Source organism: uncultured Tateyamaria sp. (assembly GCF_947497045.1).
GTDB lineage: Bacteria > Pseudomonadota > Alphaproteobacteria > Rhodobacterales > Rhodobacteraceae > Tateyamaria.
Genome location: NZ_CANMEU010000005.1, coordinates 58,945 through 75,723 on the forward strand (window position 1 = coordinate 58,945; position 16,779 = coordinate 75,723).

Consider the following 16,779-nt stretch of genomic DNA (forward strand, 5'->3'; position numbering starts at 1 on the left):
CTTTTCAGAAATGGGTTTGGGCGTGGTGCCGATCAGGCATCTCAAGATGGGGCACGGCGTTGAACATGACAGGTGCCCATGTGCCACCAATTGGATAAAATCGGTGAACTGACGTGTTCATAATCGCCAGTGCCACATTGGCCATTGCCTTGATTGACAAATCAAGATGTTGGCGCATCGCCATTGAGATCAGCCCACCGGAGGTGACAACCAGCGCCGGGCCAGTACCTGCCGTGATCTCGCTCAGGGCGTCGCGGACGCGGGTTTCGAATGCGCCAAACGTTTCAGGTGCACCTTCGAGGATGCCGTCCGCCCATGCGGCGAACACGCGCGGCAGGTGTGCTGCGAAATGCGCCTGTTCGGTGGGTATCGCGACCCCGTGTTCGGTTTCAAGCGCTGTGGCCAGCGTGAAGTATTCGAGTTCGTTTAGGCGTGGGTCTTGGGTCGGCGTGAGGCCGGTGTTCATGCCTTGGGCTGTTTCGCGGTGCCTGCGTAAGGTGCCCGTGTAGAGCCGCCTGTGATGCTGGTTGGTGGCCGTCAGATGCGCCCCCAGCCACCGCGCCTGCTGGTGCCCGAGGGGGCTGAGTTGATCGTAACTCGCCTCGTCTTTGGCCTGGTTGTTGGCCTGACCGTGCCGGATAAGAGTGATGTGGGACATGGGTGCCTTTGGCTGGTGTTTGGTGTGTTTTATGGCAGGGGTGTGCGCGTGGAAAGTCCTTGACCCTGCGGGGCGAGTTTATTTGGCAAGATGAAGGTGGATCAGGGGTGGTTTATCCGACCAACGAAGGTGGGCAACAGGATGGTGAGGAAGAGAAGCCGCGCGACGTGGCATGCTGCAACAAAGCCCGGGTTCGCTCCGAGAACGATCCCCATTGCGATCATCGTCTCCAACCCGCCGGGGGCAAAGGCCACCAGCACATGTGTGGATGCGAACCCTAGCGCATAGGCGACCGGCAGTGCGGTGAGCAGCGTCATCGCGATGGTGAGTGTCGTCACAATCAACCCGGCACCAAGCGACTGCATCAGGCTTGCCCGTGTGATCCCGTTGAACCGTGCCCCGATCAGGGTGCCCACAGCCATCAGCCCCGCATACCCGAGCCATGGGTGCATGACCCCTGGCGTGATCTCGGTCGCGTGCCCGAGGCTTGAGGCCACCATCCCCCCGATCAGCAGTGGCGCGGGCAGGCCAATCCGGTCAAGAATGTAGCCGATGCCAAGCCCTGCCAGCAGAAGGGTTGCAAGGTGTACCCATGCGAGTGCCGCCCCGGTGGGCATGACCGGTCCGGAGAGGTCGATGCCGAACGCCGCCGCCAGGGCGGGCACGGTGAGCGTGAGCGCCAGGAGCCGCACCGATTGGATTACGATGATCCTTGTGCTGTCGAGGTTCAGCCCCATGGACAGGCTGATTACAAAGCTGAGGTGTCCCGGGGCGGCTGCCAGATAAGCGCTGCGTCTGTCCATCCCGAAGCCGCGTCGCAACAATTGTGCGCAAAGCCAGAGCGTTGCCCAGAGCATCACCCCGAGGGCCGCAAAGGCGAACGGCCAGCGCAGCATCGCTTGGGTGGCGGAGGCATCGACCCCGCTGCCGATGCTGACTCCGACCAGCAGGAACACGAGGTTGCGGATGGTATCATCAATGCCGGTGCGTATCCCGGTGACAGCAGCGAGGCTGACCAGCACCGCAGGGCCGGTCAGTACTGCGATAGGTGCATTGATCACCTCGGCCAAGGCCGCGCCGATTGTGCCGATGATCAAGGTCTGGCCAGTGATCCGTAGCGCGGTCAGAGAGGGGCGGGCAAGCATGTCCCATGGCTAGTCCATGTTGCATGAGCGGCGCAATGGTTGCGCATCGGAAACGGGAGGGACGCAAAATCAAGGCCTGGTGTCGGGAATGGGAGTCCTTTTGTGCTGTGTGTCGGGCTAGAACGGAGCAGGATTGCAGGGAGATGTGCGATGACAGGCAAGGTGACCTTCATGCTGGATGGGGCACAAGTCGAGGCCGACGCCGGGATGACCATCTGGGAAGTGGCCAATGGCCGTGGCCTTGTGATCCCGCATCTGTGCCACAAACCTGCGCCGGGCTATCGCCCGGATGGCAATTGCCGCGCCTGCATGGTCGAGATCGAGGGCGAGCGGGTGCTGGCGGCCTCGTGCATCCGCGAACCTGCCGAGGGGATGGTTGTCACCACCAACTCCGCTCGCGCCGAGAGTGCGCGCAAGATGGTGGTCGAGATGTTGGTGGCGGACCAGCCCGAACGCGATGTGGCGCATGATAAATCCGCCCATTTCTGGGACATGGCAGAGGCCAATGATGTCTCGGAAAGCCGCTTTCCCAGGTTGGAAGAGGAGCGCGTCCCGCTGCTGGATGACAGCCACGTGGCGATGTCGGTGAATATGGATGCGTGCATTCAGTGTGGGCTGTGCGTGCGCGCCTGCCGCGAGGTGCAGGTCAATGATGTGATCGGGATGTCGGGACGGGGCCATGACAGCTATCCGACCTTTGATATGGCTGACCCGATGGGTGAGTCCACGTGTGTGGCGTGCGGCGAGTGTGTGCAGGCCTGTCCGACAGGCGCGCTTCTGCCTTCGACCGTGGTGGACGCGGCGCAGGTGGGTGACAGTGCGGATTTTGACTCTGAGGTCGAAAGCATCTGCCCCTTCTGCGGGGTCGGCTGCCAGATTTCACTGAAGGTGAAGGACGGCAAAGTCAAATATGTGGAGGGCATCAATGGCCCCGCGAATGAAGGGCGGCTGTGCGTCAAAGGGCGTTTCGGCTTTGATTACATCCATCACGACCACCGTCTGACCAAGCCGCTCATCCGCCGCGTGGATGCCCCCGCCAAGGGGTTGAACGTGGACCCGGGCAACTGGTCGGACGTGTTCCGCGAGGCAAGCTGGGACGAGGCGCTTGATTTTGCCGCCAACGGTCTGAAAGGACGTGGGCGCGAGGTGGCGGGCTTTGGCTCGGCCAAGTGCACGAACGAAGAAGCCTATCTGTTTCAAAAGATGATCCGGCAGGGCTTTGGTCACAACAACGTCGATCACTGCACGCGGCTGTGCCATGCGAGTTCGGTGGCCGCCCTGATAGAGAATGTCGGCTCGGGCGCGGTCACAGCGACCTTCAACGAGATCGAGAATGCGGATGTGGCCATTGCCATCGGCTGTAATCCGATTGAAAACCACCCCGTTGCGGCCACCTATTTCAAGCAGTTCACCAAGCGGGGCGGCAAGCTGATCGTCATGGACCCGCGCGGCCAGGCGCTCAAGCGGTTTGCATCCCACATGCTGCAATTCCGCCCCGGTGCGGACGTGAGCATGTTGAATGCGATCATGCACACCATCGTCGAAGAGGGGTTGTACGATCAGCAATACATCGATGCCTACACCGAGAATTGGGAGGCCGAGAAGGAACACCTCAAAGGCTTCAGTCCCGAGAAGATGTCGGAGATTTGCGGCATCGAGGCCGAGGTGCTGCGCGATGTGGCCCGCACCTTTGCCGGGGCCAAGTCCGCGATGATTTTCTGGGGCATGGGTGTCAGCCAGCATATCCACGGCACCGACAATTCACGCTGTCTGATTTCGCTGGCGCTAATGTGCGGGCAGATCGGGCGTCCCGGCGCGGGCCTTCACCCGTTGCGCGGTCAGAACAATGTGCAGGGTGCCTCCGATGCAGGCCTGATCCCGATGTTCCTGCCGGACTATCAAACAGTGACGGATGATGGTGTGCGCTCGGCCTTTACCGATGTGTGGGGGTCCGGGGATTTTTCGAGCGAAAAGGGCCTGACCGTGACCGAGATCATGGACGCGGTCCATACCGGGTCGATCAAGGCGATGTATGTGTTGGGCGAGAACCCGGCCATGTCGGACCCGGATGTTGAACATGCCCGCGCGGCGCTGGCCAAACTGGATCACCTCGTGGTGCAGGATATTTTCATCACAGAAACCGCGAATTATGCGGATGTGATCTTGCCTGCCTCGGCCTTTGCCGAAAAGTCCGGCACCGTGACGAATACCAATCGACAGGTCCAGATGGGCCGCCCTGCGGTGCCCCCTCCCGGCGAGGCGCGCGAGGACTGGTGGATCGAGGTGGAACTGGCCAAGCGGTTGGGACTGGGCTGGGACTATGCCAGCCCGGCGGATGTGTTTGCCGAAATGAAGCTGAACATGAAATCGCTGACCAACATCACATGGGATCGTCTTGAGCGGCAGAATGCGGTGACCTATCCGTCGCTGACCCCTGACGATCCGGGGCAGCCGATTGTCTTTGGTGATGGTTTTCCTCGTCCCGAGGGTCGTGCGCGGTTTACGCCTGCGGCTGTGATTGCACCTGATGATGTGCCGGATGCGGACTATCCGATGATCCTGACCACGGGGCGTCAGCTTGAGCATTGGCATACAGGGTCGATGACCCGTCGTGCGAGCGTTCTGGATGCGGTTGAGCCTGAGGCGAATTGTTCGCTGCACCCGTCGACCTTACGCAAACTGGGCGTTGTTCCGGGTGGGCTGGTGCGGCTGACAACCAAGCGCGGATCGATCAAGATCATGGCCCGTGAGGATCGCGCCGTTGCGCCGGATATGGTATTTCTACCCTTTGCCTTTGTCGAAGCGGCGGCCAATATCCTGACCAACCCGGCAATTGATCCTTACGGTAAAATCCCGGAGTTCAAGTTTTCCGCCGTGCGGGTTGAGGCTGGGACGGAGGCTGTCGCTGCGCAGTGATCTTGTGGAATGCCCTGTCGGGCATACGCTATCCATTTTGATTGATGAGGGGCTTTGCCCCTCAAACTCCCCACGGTATTTTTGGTCAAAAGAAGGGGTAAGCCCATGCTGAGTCCCGAGCGGTTTTTGTCTGATTTGCACGCGCTGCGTCAGTTCGGTGCGCAGGGGACGGGTGTCGTGCGTCCTGCCTATTCGGACCCGGACATCGAGGCCCGCGATTGGTTGGCGCAGCGAATGTCTGCGGCGGGTTTGACGCCTCGCTTTGATGCAATGGGCAATCTTTTTGGGCTGGCGGAGGGGCCTTCGCTGTTGCTCGGCTCCCACTCGGACAGTCAGCCGGCGGGCGGCTGGCTTGATGGCGCGTTGGGTGTTGTTGCGGCGTTGGAAGTGGCGCGCGCAGCGCGGGAGACGGGTGGGCCTGCGATATCCGTGGTGTCCTTTCAGGATGAAGAGGGTCGGTTTGGGGTCACGACCGGGTCAGCCGTCTGGTCGGGTGGATTGTCCCTGGTTGAGGCGGACGCGTTGCGTGACCACAACGGGGTGCTGTTGTCTGACGCCCGCCATGCTTTCGGGGAGCGCGTTGGTGGCGAGGTGGATCCTGCCCAATTCACTGGGTTTATTGAATTGCATATTGAGCAGGGCCCGACGCTGGATGCGTGCGATGAGCAGATTGGGGTTGTGTGCGACATTGTCGGGATTCGCGACCGGGTTGTCACATTACGTGGCCAGCAGAACCACGCGGGCACCACCCCGATGGCTTTGCGCCGGGACGCGTTTCAGGGACTTTCCGCGTTCAACACCGCTTTGAATGATCGGTTGCGCAATGTGGTGACGCGGCAAAGTGTGTGGACGATCGGACATGTGTCGATATCGCCCAATGCGTCCTCGATTGTGCCCGGTGAGGTACGGTTTTCGATGCAGTGGCGCGATGGGGACGCAGCCCGTCTGGACCGGATGCAGCAGGTGATCGAGGCTGTGTTGAGCGAGATCGTTCAGGATATGGGGCTGGAGGTTGAATTGGGCCCGCTGTTGGGATTGGATCCGGTTGCGATGGATCCGAGGCTGCGCGCACGCCTTGAAGCAGGGGCAGAGGCGGTGGCACCGGGCAAATGGCGCATGATGCCCTCGGGTGCCTTGCATGATGCGACCAATGTGGCCCGGCGTATGCCTGTTGCGATGTTGTTTGTTCCGTCGATCAATGGGATCAGCCACGCTTTTGAGGAAGACACGCGCGAGGCTGATCTGGTGGCGGGCTTGCGCGTTCTGGCCCATGCCGCAGGTGTTCAGGGGTAGCGGCCATGGCGCAGCAGATATGTGCCAAGCGTCAGCCGTTCGAAAACCCACGCACTGGTGCTGACGACAAGCCAGATCAGGATGATCCCGATCACCCACAGGGCAATTTGCACGATCCCGACGACGCTTGCGGCCAGATTGCGACGTGCATCTGACAGGGCCTGAGCGCGGGCGCGGAACTCGCGGGCCTGATTGCGAAAACTCTCGGCAAGGGGCTTGAGTTTGTTGACCTCACTTAGTGTTTCATCAACCGCATCGCCAATTTTCTGGAACTCGCGGCGTGGCACTTCGAAGGATTTGCTCAGGCCTGCGTTGATCACGTTTCCGATGCCCTTGAACACATCAATCGAGCCGACACAGTTCGAGAGTTTGGTGACCTTGCAGTTTTTGAAATTGGGGATCGGGATGCTCAGTGCGGGAATCGAAATCTTGAAGTTGGTCAGCGGTTCTACCAGATTTTCGACCGATTGGGCCGCTGCCGCCGCATTCGTCTGGACCAGTTTGGCGGTCGCATCGACGGTGCGCGCCGCCTCTTGTGCGTGACTGGCAAGCTGGCGTGCGTCATCGATCAATTGGGTCACGGGCGGTTCGAGCTCGGCCTTGAGCGTGGCATAAAGTGTGTTCAGAAATAGCCCTAATCCGATAATCAGCACAAACGGCAGGACGGTGTTGATAATAAGGGCAAACCCTTTGAAGCGGAGAGAGTAAGACATAAACGATCCCTTTTTGGGGGCTGCAAATGCCTTAGTTTAGGCCGCATAGCGTGCGCGGGTTAGTCTGGAATACCTTGCCCGTCAGACCCGCGCATAGCCGCGCTGGATCGCCCGTTTGCGATACCGATCTGCCGCATGGGATGCGGCGCGCAAGTCACCGTGGCAGGAGACGCGGCGATTGGGTTGGCCGCCGCTCAGGCCCCATTCCACGATCACGGATGCCTCGGCAAAGAGGTTCATCGCGATCTCGACCCTGTAAAACCAGAGCCGTCTGCGACCGGGGCGATAAAGAAGTGCTTCGACCATGACGAGAAAGTGCCATGCCCGTGCGCTCAGGTCCAGCGCACATCGCCCAGAAAGATGTAACCCGCCCCGTAGATCGTCTTGATCAGACGCGGGTTCTTGGGGTCTTCCCTCAGCTTGGTGCGCAACCGCGAAATACGCACGTCCATGGCCCGGTCAAAACTGTCGCCCGCCCCGCCCCCAAGGTTTTCCTGCATCTGGGCGCGGCTGATCAGCCGCTTGGGGGCATCCAGAAACAGGCGCAATACCTCGCCTTCGGCATGGGAAAACGGTGTGTTCTGGCCAGCCTCGTCTGTGAGGGTGTAACTGTCAAAAGATGCGGTCCAGCCGTTGAAGACCGCAACCTGCCCTTTGGTCTGGGCCGCCTTGGGGCTGCGCAGGCGCACCCGGATGCGTGCCACGACCTCGGCGGGATCAAAGGGTTTGATGATGTAGTCATCGGCCCCTAGCTCAAGACCTGTTATCTTGTCCTGTACCTGCGCGCGCCCGGAAATAATGATGACTGTTGCGCCCTGTTCCAGCGCAAGGCGGTGAACAAGCGCCAGACCATCCGTGTCGGGCAAGCCCAGATCCACGAGGCACACATCGGGTTTGTGGTTGTTCAGTGCCGCCTCGAATGCGGCGGCACGTGAAAAAGACAAGGTGCGAAATCCGGCCTCTTGCAGAGCATCCGACAGGATGGTGCGAATGGCCGGTTCATCGTCAAGGATGGTGACAAGAGGAACGGTCATGCGGCGACCTGTGTGCGCAACAGGACCAGCAGGTCGCGCGCTTCGAAGGGTTTGTTGAGGACGGGTGCAGCTTGGGTTGCGGCGTGAAACAGCGGGTCCTGTGGGGGCAGCGATGTCATCAGGATTACAGGCACTGTACCTGTCAATTGGAGTGCCAGATCGACACCCGTGCGGCTGCCGCTGCCCAGGTTCACATCTGATAGCACCAGCGCGATATCGGGCAGGTCAGCCGTGAGTGCGATGGCCTCGTCCACCCCGGCTGCTTCGATGACCGAGTGGCCCGTATCGATCAGCATATCGCGGTAGTGTTCGCGCAAGGCCGCGTCGTCTTCGACCAGCAGGACCAGCCTGCCAGATACATCGGGTGCGTGGCGCAAGGGCAGTCGCAGGCGGACATGTGCGCCCGTTGTTCCGTTCCCCAGTTTCAGATCACCCCCCGCCCGTTTGGTCATGTCATAGACCATTGGCAGCCCAAGGCCCGACCCTTCGGCCCCCTTGGTCGTAAAGAAGGGATCACAGCCATGTTCAAGTGCATCCGACGAAAATCCGGGGCCGCTGTCGGTGACGATAAATTCGAGCCATGTGTCATGCACCGCCTGCGCGGTCAGCGTGATTTGTCCGCGCGTGCCACAGGCATCGCGTGCGTTCAGGATCAGGTTCAGCAGGCTGTCCTGAACCATGCCGGGGTCCAGCAGAAAGGCCCCTGAAAGCGGGCCCGGAGAGACGGCTAGTGTCAGACCGTCGGGCAAGGTCGAGCGCGCCAGTGTCTGCACGTCGCCGAGTAGCGTTTGAATGTCGGTCGCCGCAGGCCGCATCGCGCGTCCGGCGGTCATGTCGGCGATTGCGTTCAGCAATGCCCCGCCGCGCCGGGTGGCCGCAAGTGTGCCCTCAATCATCTCGGTCGCGGCCTCTGGCAGGTCAGGCAGGCGGCCCAGCTTGGATTGCAGCCCCAGAATGATGGTCAGCAGGTTGGAAAAATCATGGGCCAATCCGGACGTCATCTGTGCGGCAAGGGTGCGCCGCCGGGTCTGTTGCAAGGCGACGCGGGCCTGGGTTTCTTCGGTGATGTCCATCGACATGATATAGGCCCCGCCCGTCCCGTCGGGTGTGAACGAACCACGGATGCGCCGCGCGCTGGCGTTGTCGGTGAACTCGAACACGGACGCTTCGCCCTGATAGGCACTGGTCAGCGCAGGTGCGATGCGCCCATAGGCAAAGTCGCCCAAGGCGTCGGCTATGGTCATGCCGACAATGTCCGAAGGACGCCCCGGCATCACCGCATTCAGCTTGCGATTGGAAAAGGTATAGCGCCCCTCGGCATTCACATGGGCCAGATGCGCGGGCATCATTTCGGTGGTCAGACGGGTGTGCGCTTCGGTTCGGGTCAGTTGGCGCTTGGCTTCTTCCAATGCGGTGACTGTCGCAGCGAGTTGGCGGTTGGTCGCACTCAGTGCTTCGGCGTGATCCAGCACCTGCTGGCCAAGGTCCGAGGCGTGGGCACGCAACAGTGCCTCCTGTGCCTTGGTCTGGGAAATGTCGGTGTAGACGGTGACCCATCCGCCCTGGGGCAGAGGAGAGCCTTCGACGCTGATTGTGCGCCCGTTGGCGCGGGTGCGCTCCATATAATGCGCCTCAAAGTTGCGCGCCTGATCGACGCGTTCCTGCACAAAGCTGTCAAGGTCGTCGATAGGCCCGTATTCGCCGCGTACTGCCAGATGGGTGATCGTCTCGCGAAAGGAGGCACCCGGCGTGACGAGCGCATCCGGCAGGTCGAACATCTGCTGAAAGGGCGCGTTGCACACGGCCAGCCGCAGATCGTGGTCATAGATCGTCATGCCCTGGGCAATCAAGTTCAGGCCGGAGGCGGTCAGCGAAGGTGTTGCGTGCGGCTGCATGATCCATGGCTAGCACCCAGATGCGCGACCGCACAACGGTCCATGCCCGACTGTTACAATTCGTAAGGTTTGGGAAAACATCAGGAAAAAGTTGACCTTCAGCCTCAGCACAGCATCCTTATGGGGACAAAGAATCGTCGTAGCGATCATGCGTGACCCGAAAAGGGCGCGCGCGGGAGGATATAAGTTGGTTGAGACGCCCATGGGCGTAGGGGGCCTCGTGTCAATCCCTGCGCTTTTGCACCGCAATGCGACAGAATTCGGCAGTGCTCCGGCCTACCGGGAGAAAGAGTTCGGGATCTGGCAAAGCTGGACGTGGGCTGAAACCCGCGAAGAGATCGAAGCGCTCGCGCTTGGGCTGCTGGACCTTGGGCTGGCCGAAGGCGATTTTGTTGCCGTGATCGGGCGCAATCGGCCGCATCTGTATTGGTCGATGATGGCCGTACAGATGTGCGGTGCGATCCCTGTGCCCCTGTACCAGGACGCAGCTGCCGAAGAGATGGCCTACACCCTTGGTCATTGCGGCGCGCGGTTTGTGATCGCGGGCGATCAGGAGCAGGTCGACAAGGTGATCGAAGTGCAGGGCGAGTTGCCCGATTTCGAGCAGATCATTTATCTGGACCCACGCGGTTTGCGCAAATACGACCATTCCAAATTGCACCAATATTCCCACGTCCAGGAGGCGGGCCGCGCCAAGCGCGATGAGTTGTCCCCCGAAATGGCGCGCCGGATTGCCAAGCTGGATTACGACAGCACCTGCGTGATGCTTTATACGTCCGGGACCACGGGCAAACCCAAGGGGGTCGTGCTGTCCAATCGCAACGTGATCGAGACCAGCAAATCCTCGTCCGAGTTCGACGGCCTGCGCCAATCTGATGATATTCTGGCCTACCTGCCCATGGCATGGGTGGGTGATTTCATATTCTCCGTCGGTCAGGCGCTGTGGACGGGGTTCTGCACGAACTGCCCCGAAAGTGCCGAGACGATGCACATGAACCTGCGCGAGATCGGGCCGACCTACTATTTTGCCCCACCGCGCGTGTTCGAAAACCAGCTTACCAACGTGATGATCCGGATGGAGGATGCGAGCCGGTTCAAGCAGCGCATGTTCCACTATTTCATGGGTCACGCGCGCAAGGTTGGACCGGCCATTCTGGATGGTAAGTCGGTCGGTCTGATGGACCGGCTGAAATACGCTTTGGGCGAGTTGATGGTCTATGGCCCACTAAAGAATACACTTGGCTTCAGTCGGGTGCGCGTGGGCTACACGGCGGGCGAGGCGATTGGGCCAGAAATTTTCGATTTCTATCGATCGATGGGGATCAACCTGAAGCAGCTTTATGGGCAGACCGAAGCGACCGTGTTTATCACCGCTCAACCCGATGGCGAGGTGCGCTCGGACACGGTGGGTGTGAAATGCCCGGGCGTGGAGTTGAAGATCGCCGAGAATGGCGAGGTGTTCTATCGCTCGCCCGGTGTGTTTGTGGAGTATTACAAGAACGCCGAAAGCACGGCTGATACCAAGGACTCCGAAGGCTGGGTTGCGACGGGCGACGCGGGGTTCATCGAGGTTGATACCGGCCATCTGCGCATCATTGATCGCGCCAAGGACGTGGGGCAGATGGCGTCAGGCGCATTGTTTGCCCCTAAATATGTCGAGAACAAGCTGAAATTCTTTCCCAACATTCTGGAGGCCGTGGTCTTTGGAAGTGGGCGCGAGGAATGCACCGCTTTTATCAATATCGACCTGACGGCGGTGGGGAACTGGGCCGAACGCAACAATATCGGTTACGCGTCCTATCAGGAATTGGCCCAGCATCCGCAGGTGTTGTCGACCATCACCGCCCATGTCGAGGAGGTGAACACCTCGGTCGCCGAGGATGAAATGCTGTCGAGTTGTCAGGTGCATCGCTTTGTCGTGTTGCACAAGCAATTGGACGCCGATGATGGAGAGCTGACGCGGACCCAGAAGGTGCGCCGCCGCATCATCGAAGAGAAGTATGGGGATATCATCGCCGCGCTCTACGACGGGTCATCCGAGATTTCTACCACAACCGAGGTGACCTATGAGGATGGGCGCAAGGGATCCATTTCTGCGACATTGATCATTTGTGACGCCAAAGTGGTGCCGGTGCAGACCAAGATGGCGGCGGAATGATGATGGATCGACGTGTCGCAGCGCCATCGCCCCGCCCACCATCCCATGAGGTGTGCGCGGCTTCGGCATCCGTGTTTGGCCGACCCTCCGGGAGCGGCCGTTCGGCGACCGGGAAGCGGTTGGTTCGGGCGCTAGTCGGCGTCAAATACATTGCGCACCGCGCAGCGCACGCGATTGTCACCGGTAAAGGCACCGATCGAATTGCGCATGGTGATCCGGGTTTGTCGCGCACTCAGCCCTTTGCGGCGACATTCAAAGGCGAGTTTCAACAAGTAGCGGCGTTCAAGTGCATCAAACATCTTTGGCCCTCCTGCATGGCGTGGCTCAAAGGTGCGCAGAAAATAGTTAATTTCACGCCAACAGCACGCGCGACGGAGGTCATCCATGCTTGATCAGGCCGAAGGGTACACCACTGCGGACGGTCGCAAGATCGGCGCTGTGGTCATGGAGATGAAGAATATCACCCTGCGTTTTGGCGGTGTTGAGGCCATCAAGGACATCTCATTCGATATCCGGGAAGGTGAAATTCGCGCGATCATTGGCCCGAACGGGGCTGGTAAATCCTCGATGTTGAACGTCATTTCGGGGTTTTACGTGCCTCAGGACGGCGAGGTCTTCTACAAAGGTATGCCGCGCCCGCCGATGAAACCCTATCAGGTGGCCCGCCAGGGCATTGCGCGCACATTCCAGAACATCGCCCTGTTCGAGGGCATGAGCGTTCTGGATAACGTGATGACGGGCCGTTTGACCCATATGAAAACCGGGTTGTTTGCGCAGAGCTTTTGGAAGGGCAAGGCCGAGGCCGAAGAGACCGAGAACCGGGAAGTTGCTGAAAAGATCATCGATTTTCTTGAAATTCAGGCCATTCGCAAGACGCCCGTATCGCGCCTGCCCTACGGGCTGAAAAAACGGGTCGAGTTGGCCCGCGCCTTGGCGGCGGAGCCGTCCCTGTTGCTGCTGGACGAGCCAATGGCGGGGATGAATGTCGAAGAAAAGGAGGACATGAGCCGCTTTATTCTGGATGTGAACGATGAATTTGGCACCACGATTGCGTTGATCGAACATGACATGGGCGTCGTCATGGACCTGAGCGACCGGGTGGTCGTGATGGATTACGGTAAAAAGATCGGCGACGGCACACCCGATGAAGTGCGCGGCAATCAGGCCGTTGTCGATGCTTACCTGGGTGTTGCGCATGATTAAGCACCGCTTTTTCGTCGCAGTGTTGGCCTTTGCCGCGGTCGCTGGTGGCGCGCAGGCGGACACGGCCTGGGAGATGTTCGTGGCCCGTTGCCTTGATCCGTTCGAGCATCAGAGCGTGGCCATTGTGGATGGATTGGCCGCCCAACCGATTGACCAGATGCACGAAGCCCGCCGCGCCTTTGGTCCGAACGCGGATGGGTATGTGCTGGTCGTGGACAAAGCCCCGTCGGTGGGTGAGCGTGCGTGTGGTGTGGAGGCGGCTACCGCCGACCCGTCCACGGCCGAACGGGCGTGGCGCTATGCGCAACTGTCGGCGGGGCGGTACGTACCCGAAGGCGACTGGCTGGTCAGCAACGAATGGATTGAACCGCGCGTTATGGTGCGCTCGGACGTTTCGGGTGTGCGTGCATCCTATTGGATCGTGGAGACTGACCTTGAGAGTTAGAGCATTTGCGATATGTGCGGCCCTTTGGGCGGGTCCTGCGGTTGCAGAAGAGCCTCCGATTTGTGATGCGTCCCAGCCTGGCATGGCCGGATTGTGCGATGTGATCGAAACGCGCTGTCTGCCCTATCTGAATGATCCGGCCAGCCTGTCGCCCCGCGATATCATGGCTGTGCCGCGCACCTTCCGGCGGTATTTCGAAAGCACTCTCAATTCCTATGTTCTGGGCTATCAGGAAACCGATCTGGACCGCGCATTGGTCGTGTTCATGTATGACGAACCGGCCTGCGAGATCATCAGCCATGGTCTGAGTTACTCCGAACTGCTGGTCGCGTTTGAGGCGTGGCGTGCGGGTGCGGGTGCGCGTTTTGTGTCCACAACCGGGTTTGAGCCGGTAAGCCGGGTCACGATGGATCGCGCCTATGCGGCGGCGTTTCTGGCGGCACCGCGCCGCGATGGCCGGGTGACCGAGGTCACGCTGAACTGGAACCTCACATTCGAAGGGCTGACCCGGTTGCGCGTCAGCTATCAGCCGTTGCGCGATCATACGGCGGATTTGATGGGGGTTGCGGCGAAATGAGCGTGTGTTTTTTGAGATCGGAAGGGTAGGATATGCCAGACCAGTTGATCTATGCGATGGAGGTGTTCCTGAACGGGCTGATGGCCGGGGTGATGTATGCCCTCGTGGCCCTCGGTTTTGTTCTGATTTTCAAGGCGTCGGGCATCTTCAATTTCGCCCAAGGGGTGATGGCCCTGTTTGCCGCGATGACCCTTGTGGGTATTCAGACCGGGCAGGTGCCGTTCTATCACCTGATCAACGCGCTTTTTGGTACCAACATTCACTATTTCGGGTGGGAGCTGCATTCGATCATCGCGATTGTGCTGACCGTGCTGGTGATGATCGTGCTCGCCTGGGCGGTGCAGCGGTTCATTTTCAGCAAGCTGGTCGGGCAGGAACCGATCATCCTGTTTATGGCCACCATTGGCCTCGCCTATCTGCTTGAGGGTGTCGCGGACCTGATGTGGGGGTCCGAGATCAAGAAGCTGGATGTGTGTCTGGCGGATGGAGCCTGTCTGCCGCAAGGCATCAACCTCGCCATTGACGAGGTCACCTTCAACGTCTTCGGTTACGGGTTTTTTATCGACAATCTGGATATCACGGCGACGATCATCGCGGTTATCCTGGTCGCGGTGCTGGTGCTGTTCAGCCAATACACCAAGCAGGGCCGTGCGATGCGCGCGGTTGCGGATGACCATCAGGCGGCGTTGTCCGTGGGTGTTTCGCTGAACTACATCTGGATTTTGGTTTGGTCGGTGGCCGGGTTTGTCGCGCTGGTGGCGGGCATCATGTGGGGTGCGAAATCGGGCGTGCAGTTTTCGCTGTCGCTGATTGCACTCAAGGCGCTACCGGTGCTGATGCTGGGCGGGTTCACCTCGATCCCCGGTGCGATTGTCGGTGGCTTGATCATTGGTGTGGGCGAAAAGCTGTTTGAGTTTTTCATGTCCTCTGGAGATCTGGCAGGCGCGCTGTTCGGTTTTACCATGAACGCGACCGAGAACTGGTTCGCCTATGTGCTGGCGCTGATTTTCCTCGTCTTCCGCCCGCAGGGCTTGTTCGGGGAGAAGATCATTGAACGCGTCTGAACAAATCCGCTGCGTCGGCGGTGTCGGTACAGTTGGCTATCCGTCCAATTGGCGAAACAGCATGACCGTGAAGGCGGCAAGCACTGTGATCGCAAGTGTCGCGGACAGCATGATATCGCCCGTCAAAAGCAGGGCTGTTCCGACACAGATCGTCAGGATCAGCGCGCATAGCAACAACGTCTGCCCGAGGCCGGACCGTCTGGACACCTGTGGTGTCGGTTCGGCCTTTGGTACGACAGGTGCTGGTGCATCAGCGTCCGGCACCGCATCTATCAATGCGGCCTTTGCGGCTGCCAGATCGACAGTCGAGATTTCACCCCGCGCATGCGCGGCATCGAGACGGCGTATGCCGTCCAGAATAGCAGTCATTGGACCCACTCCATTTTCCCACCCGCAATGTGCCATGGCGGCGGGCGGGAAATGTGGCGAAACTGAGAAAGCTGGGCTTATGGTTAAGATGTCGGAGGGGGGCAGCCCCCCATCGGGCCTGCGGCCCAATGCCCCCCGCGGTATTTTTGGTCAAAAGAAACCTCGATTGGATCGAGTGGAGGAGCGCGCTGATGCTGTATCGTGAGGCCGGAGATTTTTCGACGACCTATCCGCAGGATAGCCAGACGTTTCCGATCAAGTTTGACCGCTATCGCTACTATGTGGTTCTGGCGGTGGCGGTGTTGGTGCTGCCGTTCGTAATGACGGACTATCTGGTCAACTCGATCTTTCTGCCTTTCCTGATCTATGCCATTGCCGCTATCGGACTGAACATCCTGACGGGGTATTGCGGGCAGGTCAGCCTTGGTACCGGCGGGTTCATGGCTGTGGGCGCCTATGCCTGTTACAAGCTGATGACGGCCTTTCCGGATGTAAACATCTTTTTCCACGTGATTTTGGCAGGCGGGATCACCGCGCTGGTCGGCACCGCCTTTGGCTTGCCGAGTTTGCGCATCAAAGGGTTCTATCTGGCCGTGGCGACGCTGGCGGCGCAGTTCTTCCTTGTCTGGCTGTTCAACAAGGTATCGTGGTTTTACAACTATTCGGCGTCGGGCCAGATCAACGCGCCCGAGCGCAGCGTCTTTGGTATCGAGGTCACTGGCCCAAACACCGAAGCTTGGGCGACTTATTTGTTTTGCCTGGTCTTTACGGTTGGGGCTGCGATCATCGCGCGCAACCTGACCCGTGGGTCGGTGGGCCGTCAGTGGATGGCGATCCGCGACATGGACATCGCTGCCGAGATCATCGGGGTGAACCCGCTCAAGGCCAAGCTGACGGCATTCGCGGTGTCGTCTTTCTTTGTCGGAATTTCCGGTGCCTTGTTCTTTGCCGTCTATCTGGGCGCGGTCGAGGTAGGTGAAGTGTTCGGGATCACCAAATCCTTCCTTGTGCTCTTTATGATCATCATCGGCGGATTGGGGTCGATTTTTGGGGCCTTTGCAGGGGCGGCGTTTCTGGTTGTTCTGCCTGTTTTGCTGAAGCTTGTGGGGGTCGATCTGCTTGGCTGGCCCACGGATATCGTCGCGCATTTTCAGCTGGTGATCGTGGGTGGTTTGATCATCGTGTTCCTGATCCTGGAACCGCACGGGCTGGCACAGCTGTGGCGCGTGGCCAAGGAGAAGTTGAGATTGTGGCCGTTCCCGCACTGACGGGCAGCGGCAAAATGTGGGGCGGGCAGCACTGCCCCTTC

General features: G+C 59.8%; 16 protein-coding genes. 8 read left to right on the forward strand and 8 right to left on the reverse strand.

All coding sequences use genetic code 11. The annotated features are described in order from the left end of the window. Positions 1 to 4: 4 nt before the first annotated feature. Entirely contained in the window at positions 5 to 658 is a 654-nt protein-coding gene (locus Q0859_RS12190; RefSeq protein ID WP_299151631.1) for a histidine phosphatase family protein, read from the reverse strand. 101 nt (positions 659 to 759) lie between these two features. Continuing rightward, a complete protein-coding gene (locus tag Q0859_RS12195; protein ID WP_299151632.1) occupies positions 760 to 1,803 on the reverse strand; it encodes an AbrB family transcriptional regulator in 1,044 nt (347 codons plus the stop codon). A 150-nt stretch (positions 1,804 to 1,953) separates the two neighbouring features. Between Q0859_RS12195 and fdhF the strand changes: the two genes are divergently transcribed. Together fdhF and Q0859_RS12205 are read left to right on the forward strand one after the other, a co-directional pair. After that, positions 1,954 to 4,719: a formate dehydrogenase subunit alpha gene (fdhF, locus tag Q0859_RS12200; RefSeq protein ID WP_299151634.1), complete on the forward strand. Its 2,766-nt coding sequence runs from the start codon at positions 1,954 to 1,956 to the stop codon at positions 4,717 to 4,719. A 105-nt stretch (positions 4,720 to 4,824) separates the two neighbouring features. Then, on the forward strand, positions 4,825 to 6,012 hold the full coding sequence (locus Q0859_RS12205; RefSeq protein WP_299151635.1) for a hydantoinase/carbamoylase family amidase: 1,188 nt from the start codon (positions 4,825 to 4,827) through the stop codon (positions 6,010 to 6,012). Here Q0859_RS12205 and Q0859_RS12210 read toward each other — a convergent pair. The 4 genes from Q0859_RS12210 to Q0859_RS12225 all read right to left on the reverse strand — a co-directional run bounded on the left by Q0859_RS12210 (position 6,003) and on the right by Q0859_RS12225 (position 9,654). Then, the gene (locus Q0859_RS12210; protein ID WP_299151636.1) at positions 6,003 to 6,725 is read right to left on the reverse strand and encodes a hypothetical protein; all 723 of its coding nucleotides are present in this window, start codon (positions 6,723 to 6,725) and stop codon (positions 6,003 to 6,005) included. The genes Q0859_RS12205 and Q0859_RS12210 overlap by 10 nt on opposite strands. An 81-nt stretch (positions 6,726 to 6,806) precedes the next feature. Beyond that, positions 6,807 to 7,031 carry a WGR domain-containing protein gene (locus Q0859_RS12215; RefSeq protein WP_299151637.1) on the reverse strand — a complete coding sequence of 75 codons (225 nt, stop codon included), beginning with the start codon at positions 7,029 to 7,031 and terminating at the stop codon, positions 6,807 to 6,809. A 26-nt stretch (positions 7,032 to 7,057) separates the two neighbouring features. Next, positions 7,058 to 7,759, reverse strand: coding sequence for a response regulator transcription factor (locus tag Q0859_RS12220; RefSeq protein WP_299151638.1), 702 nt, complete (start codon positions 7,757 to 7,759; stop codon positions 7,058 to 7,060). Next, complete coding sequence (locus tag Q0859_RS12225; protein ID WP_299151639.1) at positions 7,756 to 9,654, reverse strand: PAS-domain containing protein; 1,899 nt, start codon at positions 9,652 to 9,654, stop codon at positions 7,756 to 7,758. Before Q0859_RS12225 ends, Q0859_RS12220 begins: the two co-directional genes overlap by 4 nt. Before the next feature lie 202 nt (positions 9,655 to 9,856). Between Q0859_RS12225 and Q0859_RS12230 the strand changes: the two genes are divergently transcribed. After that, positions 9,857 to 11,812, forward strand: a complete 1,956-nt coding sequence (locus Q0859_RS12230) for an AMP-binding protein (RefSeq protein ID WP_299151835.1) — start codon at positions 9,857 to 9,859, stop codon at positions 11,810 to 11,812. Positions 11,813 to 11,943: 131 nt separating this feature from the next. Here Q0859_RS12230 and Q0859_RS12235 read toward each other — a convergent pair whose 3' ends face one another. Further along, entirely contained in the window at positions 11,944 to 12,111 is a 168-nt protein-coding gene (locus Q0859_RS12235; RefSeq protein WP_299151640.1) for a hypothetical protein, read from the reverse strand. Between the two features lie 85 nt (positions 12,112 to 12,196). Between Q0859_RS12235 and Q0859_RS12240 the strand changes: the two genes are divergently transcribed. The 4 genes from Q0859_RS12240 to Q0859_RS12255 are packed head-to-tail and all read left to right on the forward strand — an operon-like array spanning position 12,197 to position 15,101. Next, positions 12,197 to 13,015, forward strand: coding sequence for an ABC transporter ATP-binding protein (locus tag Q0859_RS12240; protein WP_299151641.1), 819 nt, complete (start codon positions 12,197 to 12,199; stop codon positions 13,013 to 13,015). After that, positions 13,008 to 13,460 carry a hypothetical protein gene (locus Q0859_RS12245; protein WP_299151642.1) on the forward strand — a complete coding sequence of 151 codons (453 nt, stop codon included), beginning with the start codon at positions 13,008 to 13,010 and terminating at the stop codon, positions 13,458 to 13,460. The genes Q0859_RS12240 and Q0859_RS12245 overlap by 8 nt, the downstream gene beginning before the upstream one ends. Beyond that, complete coding sequence (locus tag Q0859_RS12250) at positions 13,450 to 14,037, forward strand: hypothetical protein (protein ID WP_299151643.1); 588 nt, start codon at positions 13,450 to 13,452, stop codon at positions 14,035 to 14,037. Before Q0859_RS12245 ends, Q0859_RS12250 begins: the two co-directional genes overlap by 11 nt. 32 nt (positions 14,038 to 14,069) lie before the next feature. Continuing rightward, positions 14,070 to 15,101 carry a branched-chain amino acid ABC transporter permease gene (locus Q0859_RS12255; RefSeq protein ID WP_299151644.1) on the forward strand — a complete coding sequence of 344 codons (1,032 nt, stop codon included), beginning with the start codon at positions 14,070 to 14,072 and terminating at the stop codon, positions 15,099 to 15,101. Positions 15,102 to 15,137: 36 nt separating this feature from the next. On the opposite strand, the gene Q0859_RS12260 is transcribed toward Q0859_RS12255, so the two are convergent. Then, entirely contained in the window at positions 15,138 to 15,470 is a 333-nt protein-coding gene (locus Q0859_RS12260) for an SHOCT domain-containing protein (protein WP_299151645.1), read from the reverse strand. A gap of 191 nt (positions 15,471 to 15,661) precedes the next feature. Between Q0859_RS12260 and Q0859_RS12265 the strand changes: the two genes are divergently transcribed. Beyond that, on the forward strand, positions 15,662 to 16,738 hold the full coding sequence (locus tag Q0859_RS12265; protein ID WP_299151646.1) for a branched-chain amino acid ABC transporter permease: 1,077 nt from the start codon (positions 15,662 to 15,664) through the stop codon (positions 16,736 to 16,738). Positions 16,739 to 16,779: the final 41 nt, after the last annotated feature.

Coding starts and splice junctions, on each gene's coding strand:
- Q0859_RS12190 (WP_299151631.1), bottom strand. CDS start 658: ATGTCCCACATCACTCTTATCCGGCACGGTCAGGCCAACAACCAGGCC.
- Q0859_RS12195 (WP_299151632.1), bottom strand. CDS start 1,803: ATGCTTGCCCGCCCCTCTCTGACCGCGCTACGGATCACTGGCCAGACC.
- fdhF (WP_299151634.1), top strand. CDS start 1,954: ATGACAGGCAAGGTGACCTTCATGCTGGATGGGGCACAAGTCGAGGCC.
- Q0859_RS12205 (WP_299151635.1), top strand. CDS start 4,825: ATGCTGAGTCCCGAGCGGTTTTTGTCTGATTTGCACGCGCTGCGTCAG.
- Q0859_RS12210 (WP_299151636.1), bottom strand. CDS start 6,725: ATGTCTTACTCTCTCCGCTTCAAAGGGTTTGCCCTTATTATCAACACC.
- Q0859_RS12215 (WP_299151637.1), bottom strand. CDS start 7,031: ATGGTCGAAGCACTTCTTTATCGCCCCGGTCGCAGACGGCTCTGGTTT.
- Q0859_RS12220 (WP_299151638.1), bottom strand. CDS start 7,759: ATGACCGTTCCTCTTGTCACCATCCTTGACGATGAACCGGCCATTCGC.
- Q0859_RS12225 (WP_299151639.1), bottom strand. CDS start 9,654: ATGCAGCCGCACGCAACACCTTCGCTGACCGCCTCCGGCCTGAACTTG.
- Q0859_RS12230 (WP_299151835.1), top strand. CDS start 9,857: ATGGGCGTAGGGGGCCTCGTGTCAATCCCTGCGCTTTTGCACCGCAAT.
- Q0859_RS12235 (WP_299151640.1), bottom strand. CDS start 12,111: ATGTTTGATGCACTTGAACGCCGCTACTTGTTGAAACTCGCCTTTGAA.
- Q0859_RS12240 (WP_299151641.1), top strand. CDS start 12,197: ATGCTTGATCAGGCCGAAGGGTACACCACTGCGGACGGTCGCAAGATC.
- Q0859_RS12245 (WP_299151642.1), top strand. CDS start 13,008: ATGATTAAGCACCGCTTTTTCGTCGCAGTGTTGGCCTTTGCCGCGGTC.
- Q0859_RS12255 (WP_299151644.1), top strand. CDS start 14,070: ATGCCAGACCAGTTGATCTATGCGATGGAGGTGTTCCTGAACGGGCTG.
- Q0859_RS12260 (WP_299151645.1), bottom strand. CDS start 15,470: ATGACTGCTATTCTGGACGGCATACGCCGTCTCGATGCCGCGCATGCG.
- Q0859_RS12265 (WP_299151646.1), top strand. CDS start 15,662: ATGCTGTATCGTGAGGCCGGAGATTTTTCGACGACCTATCCGCAGGAT.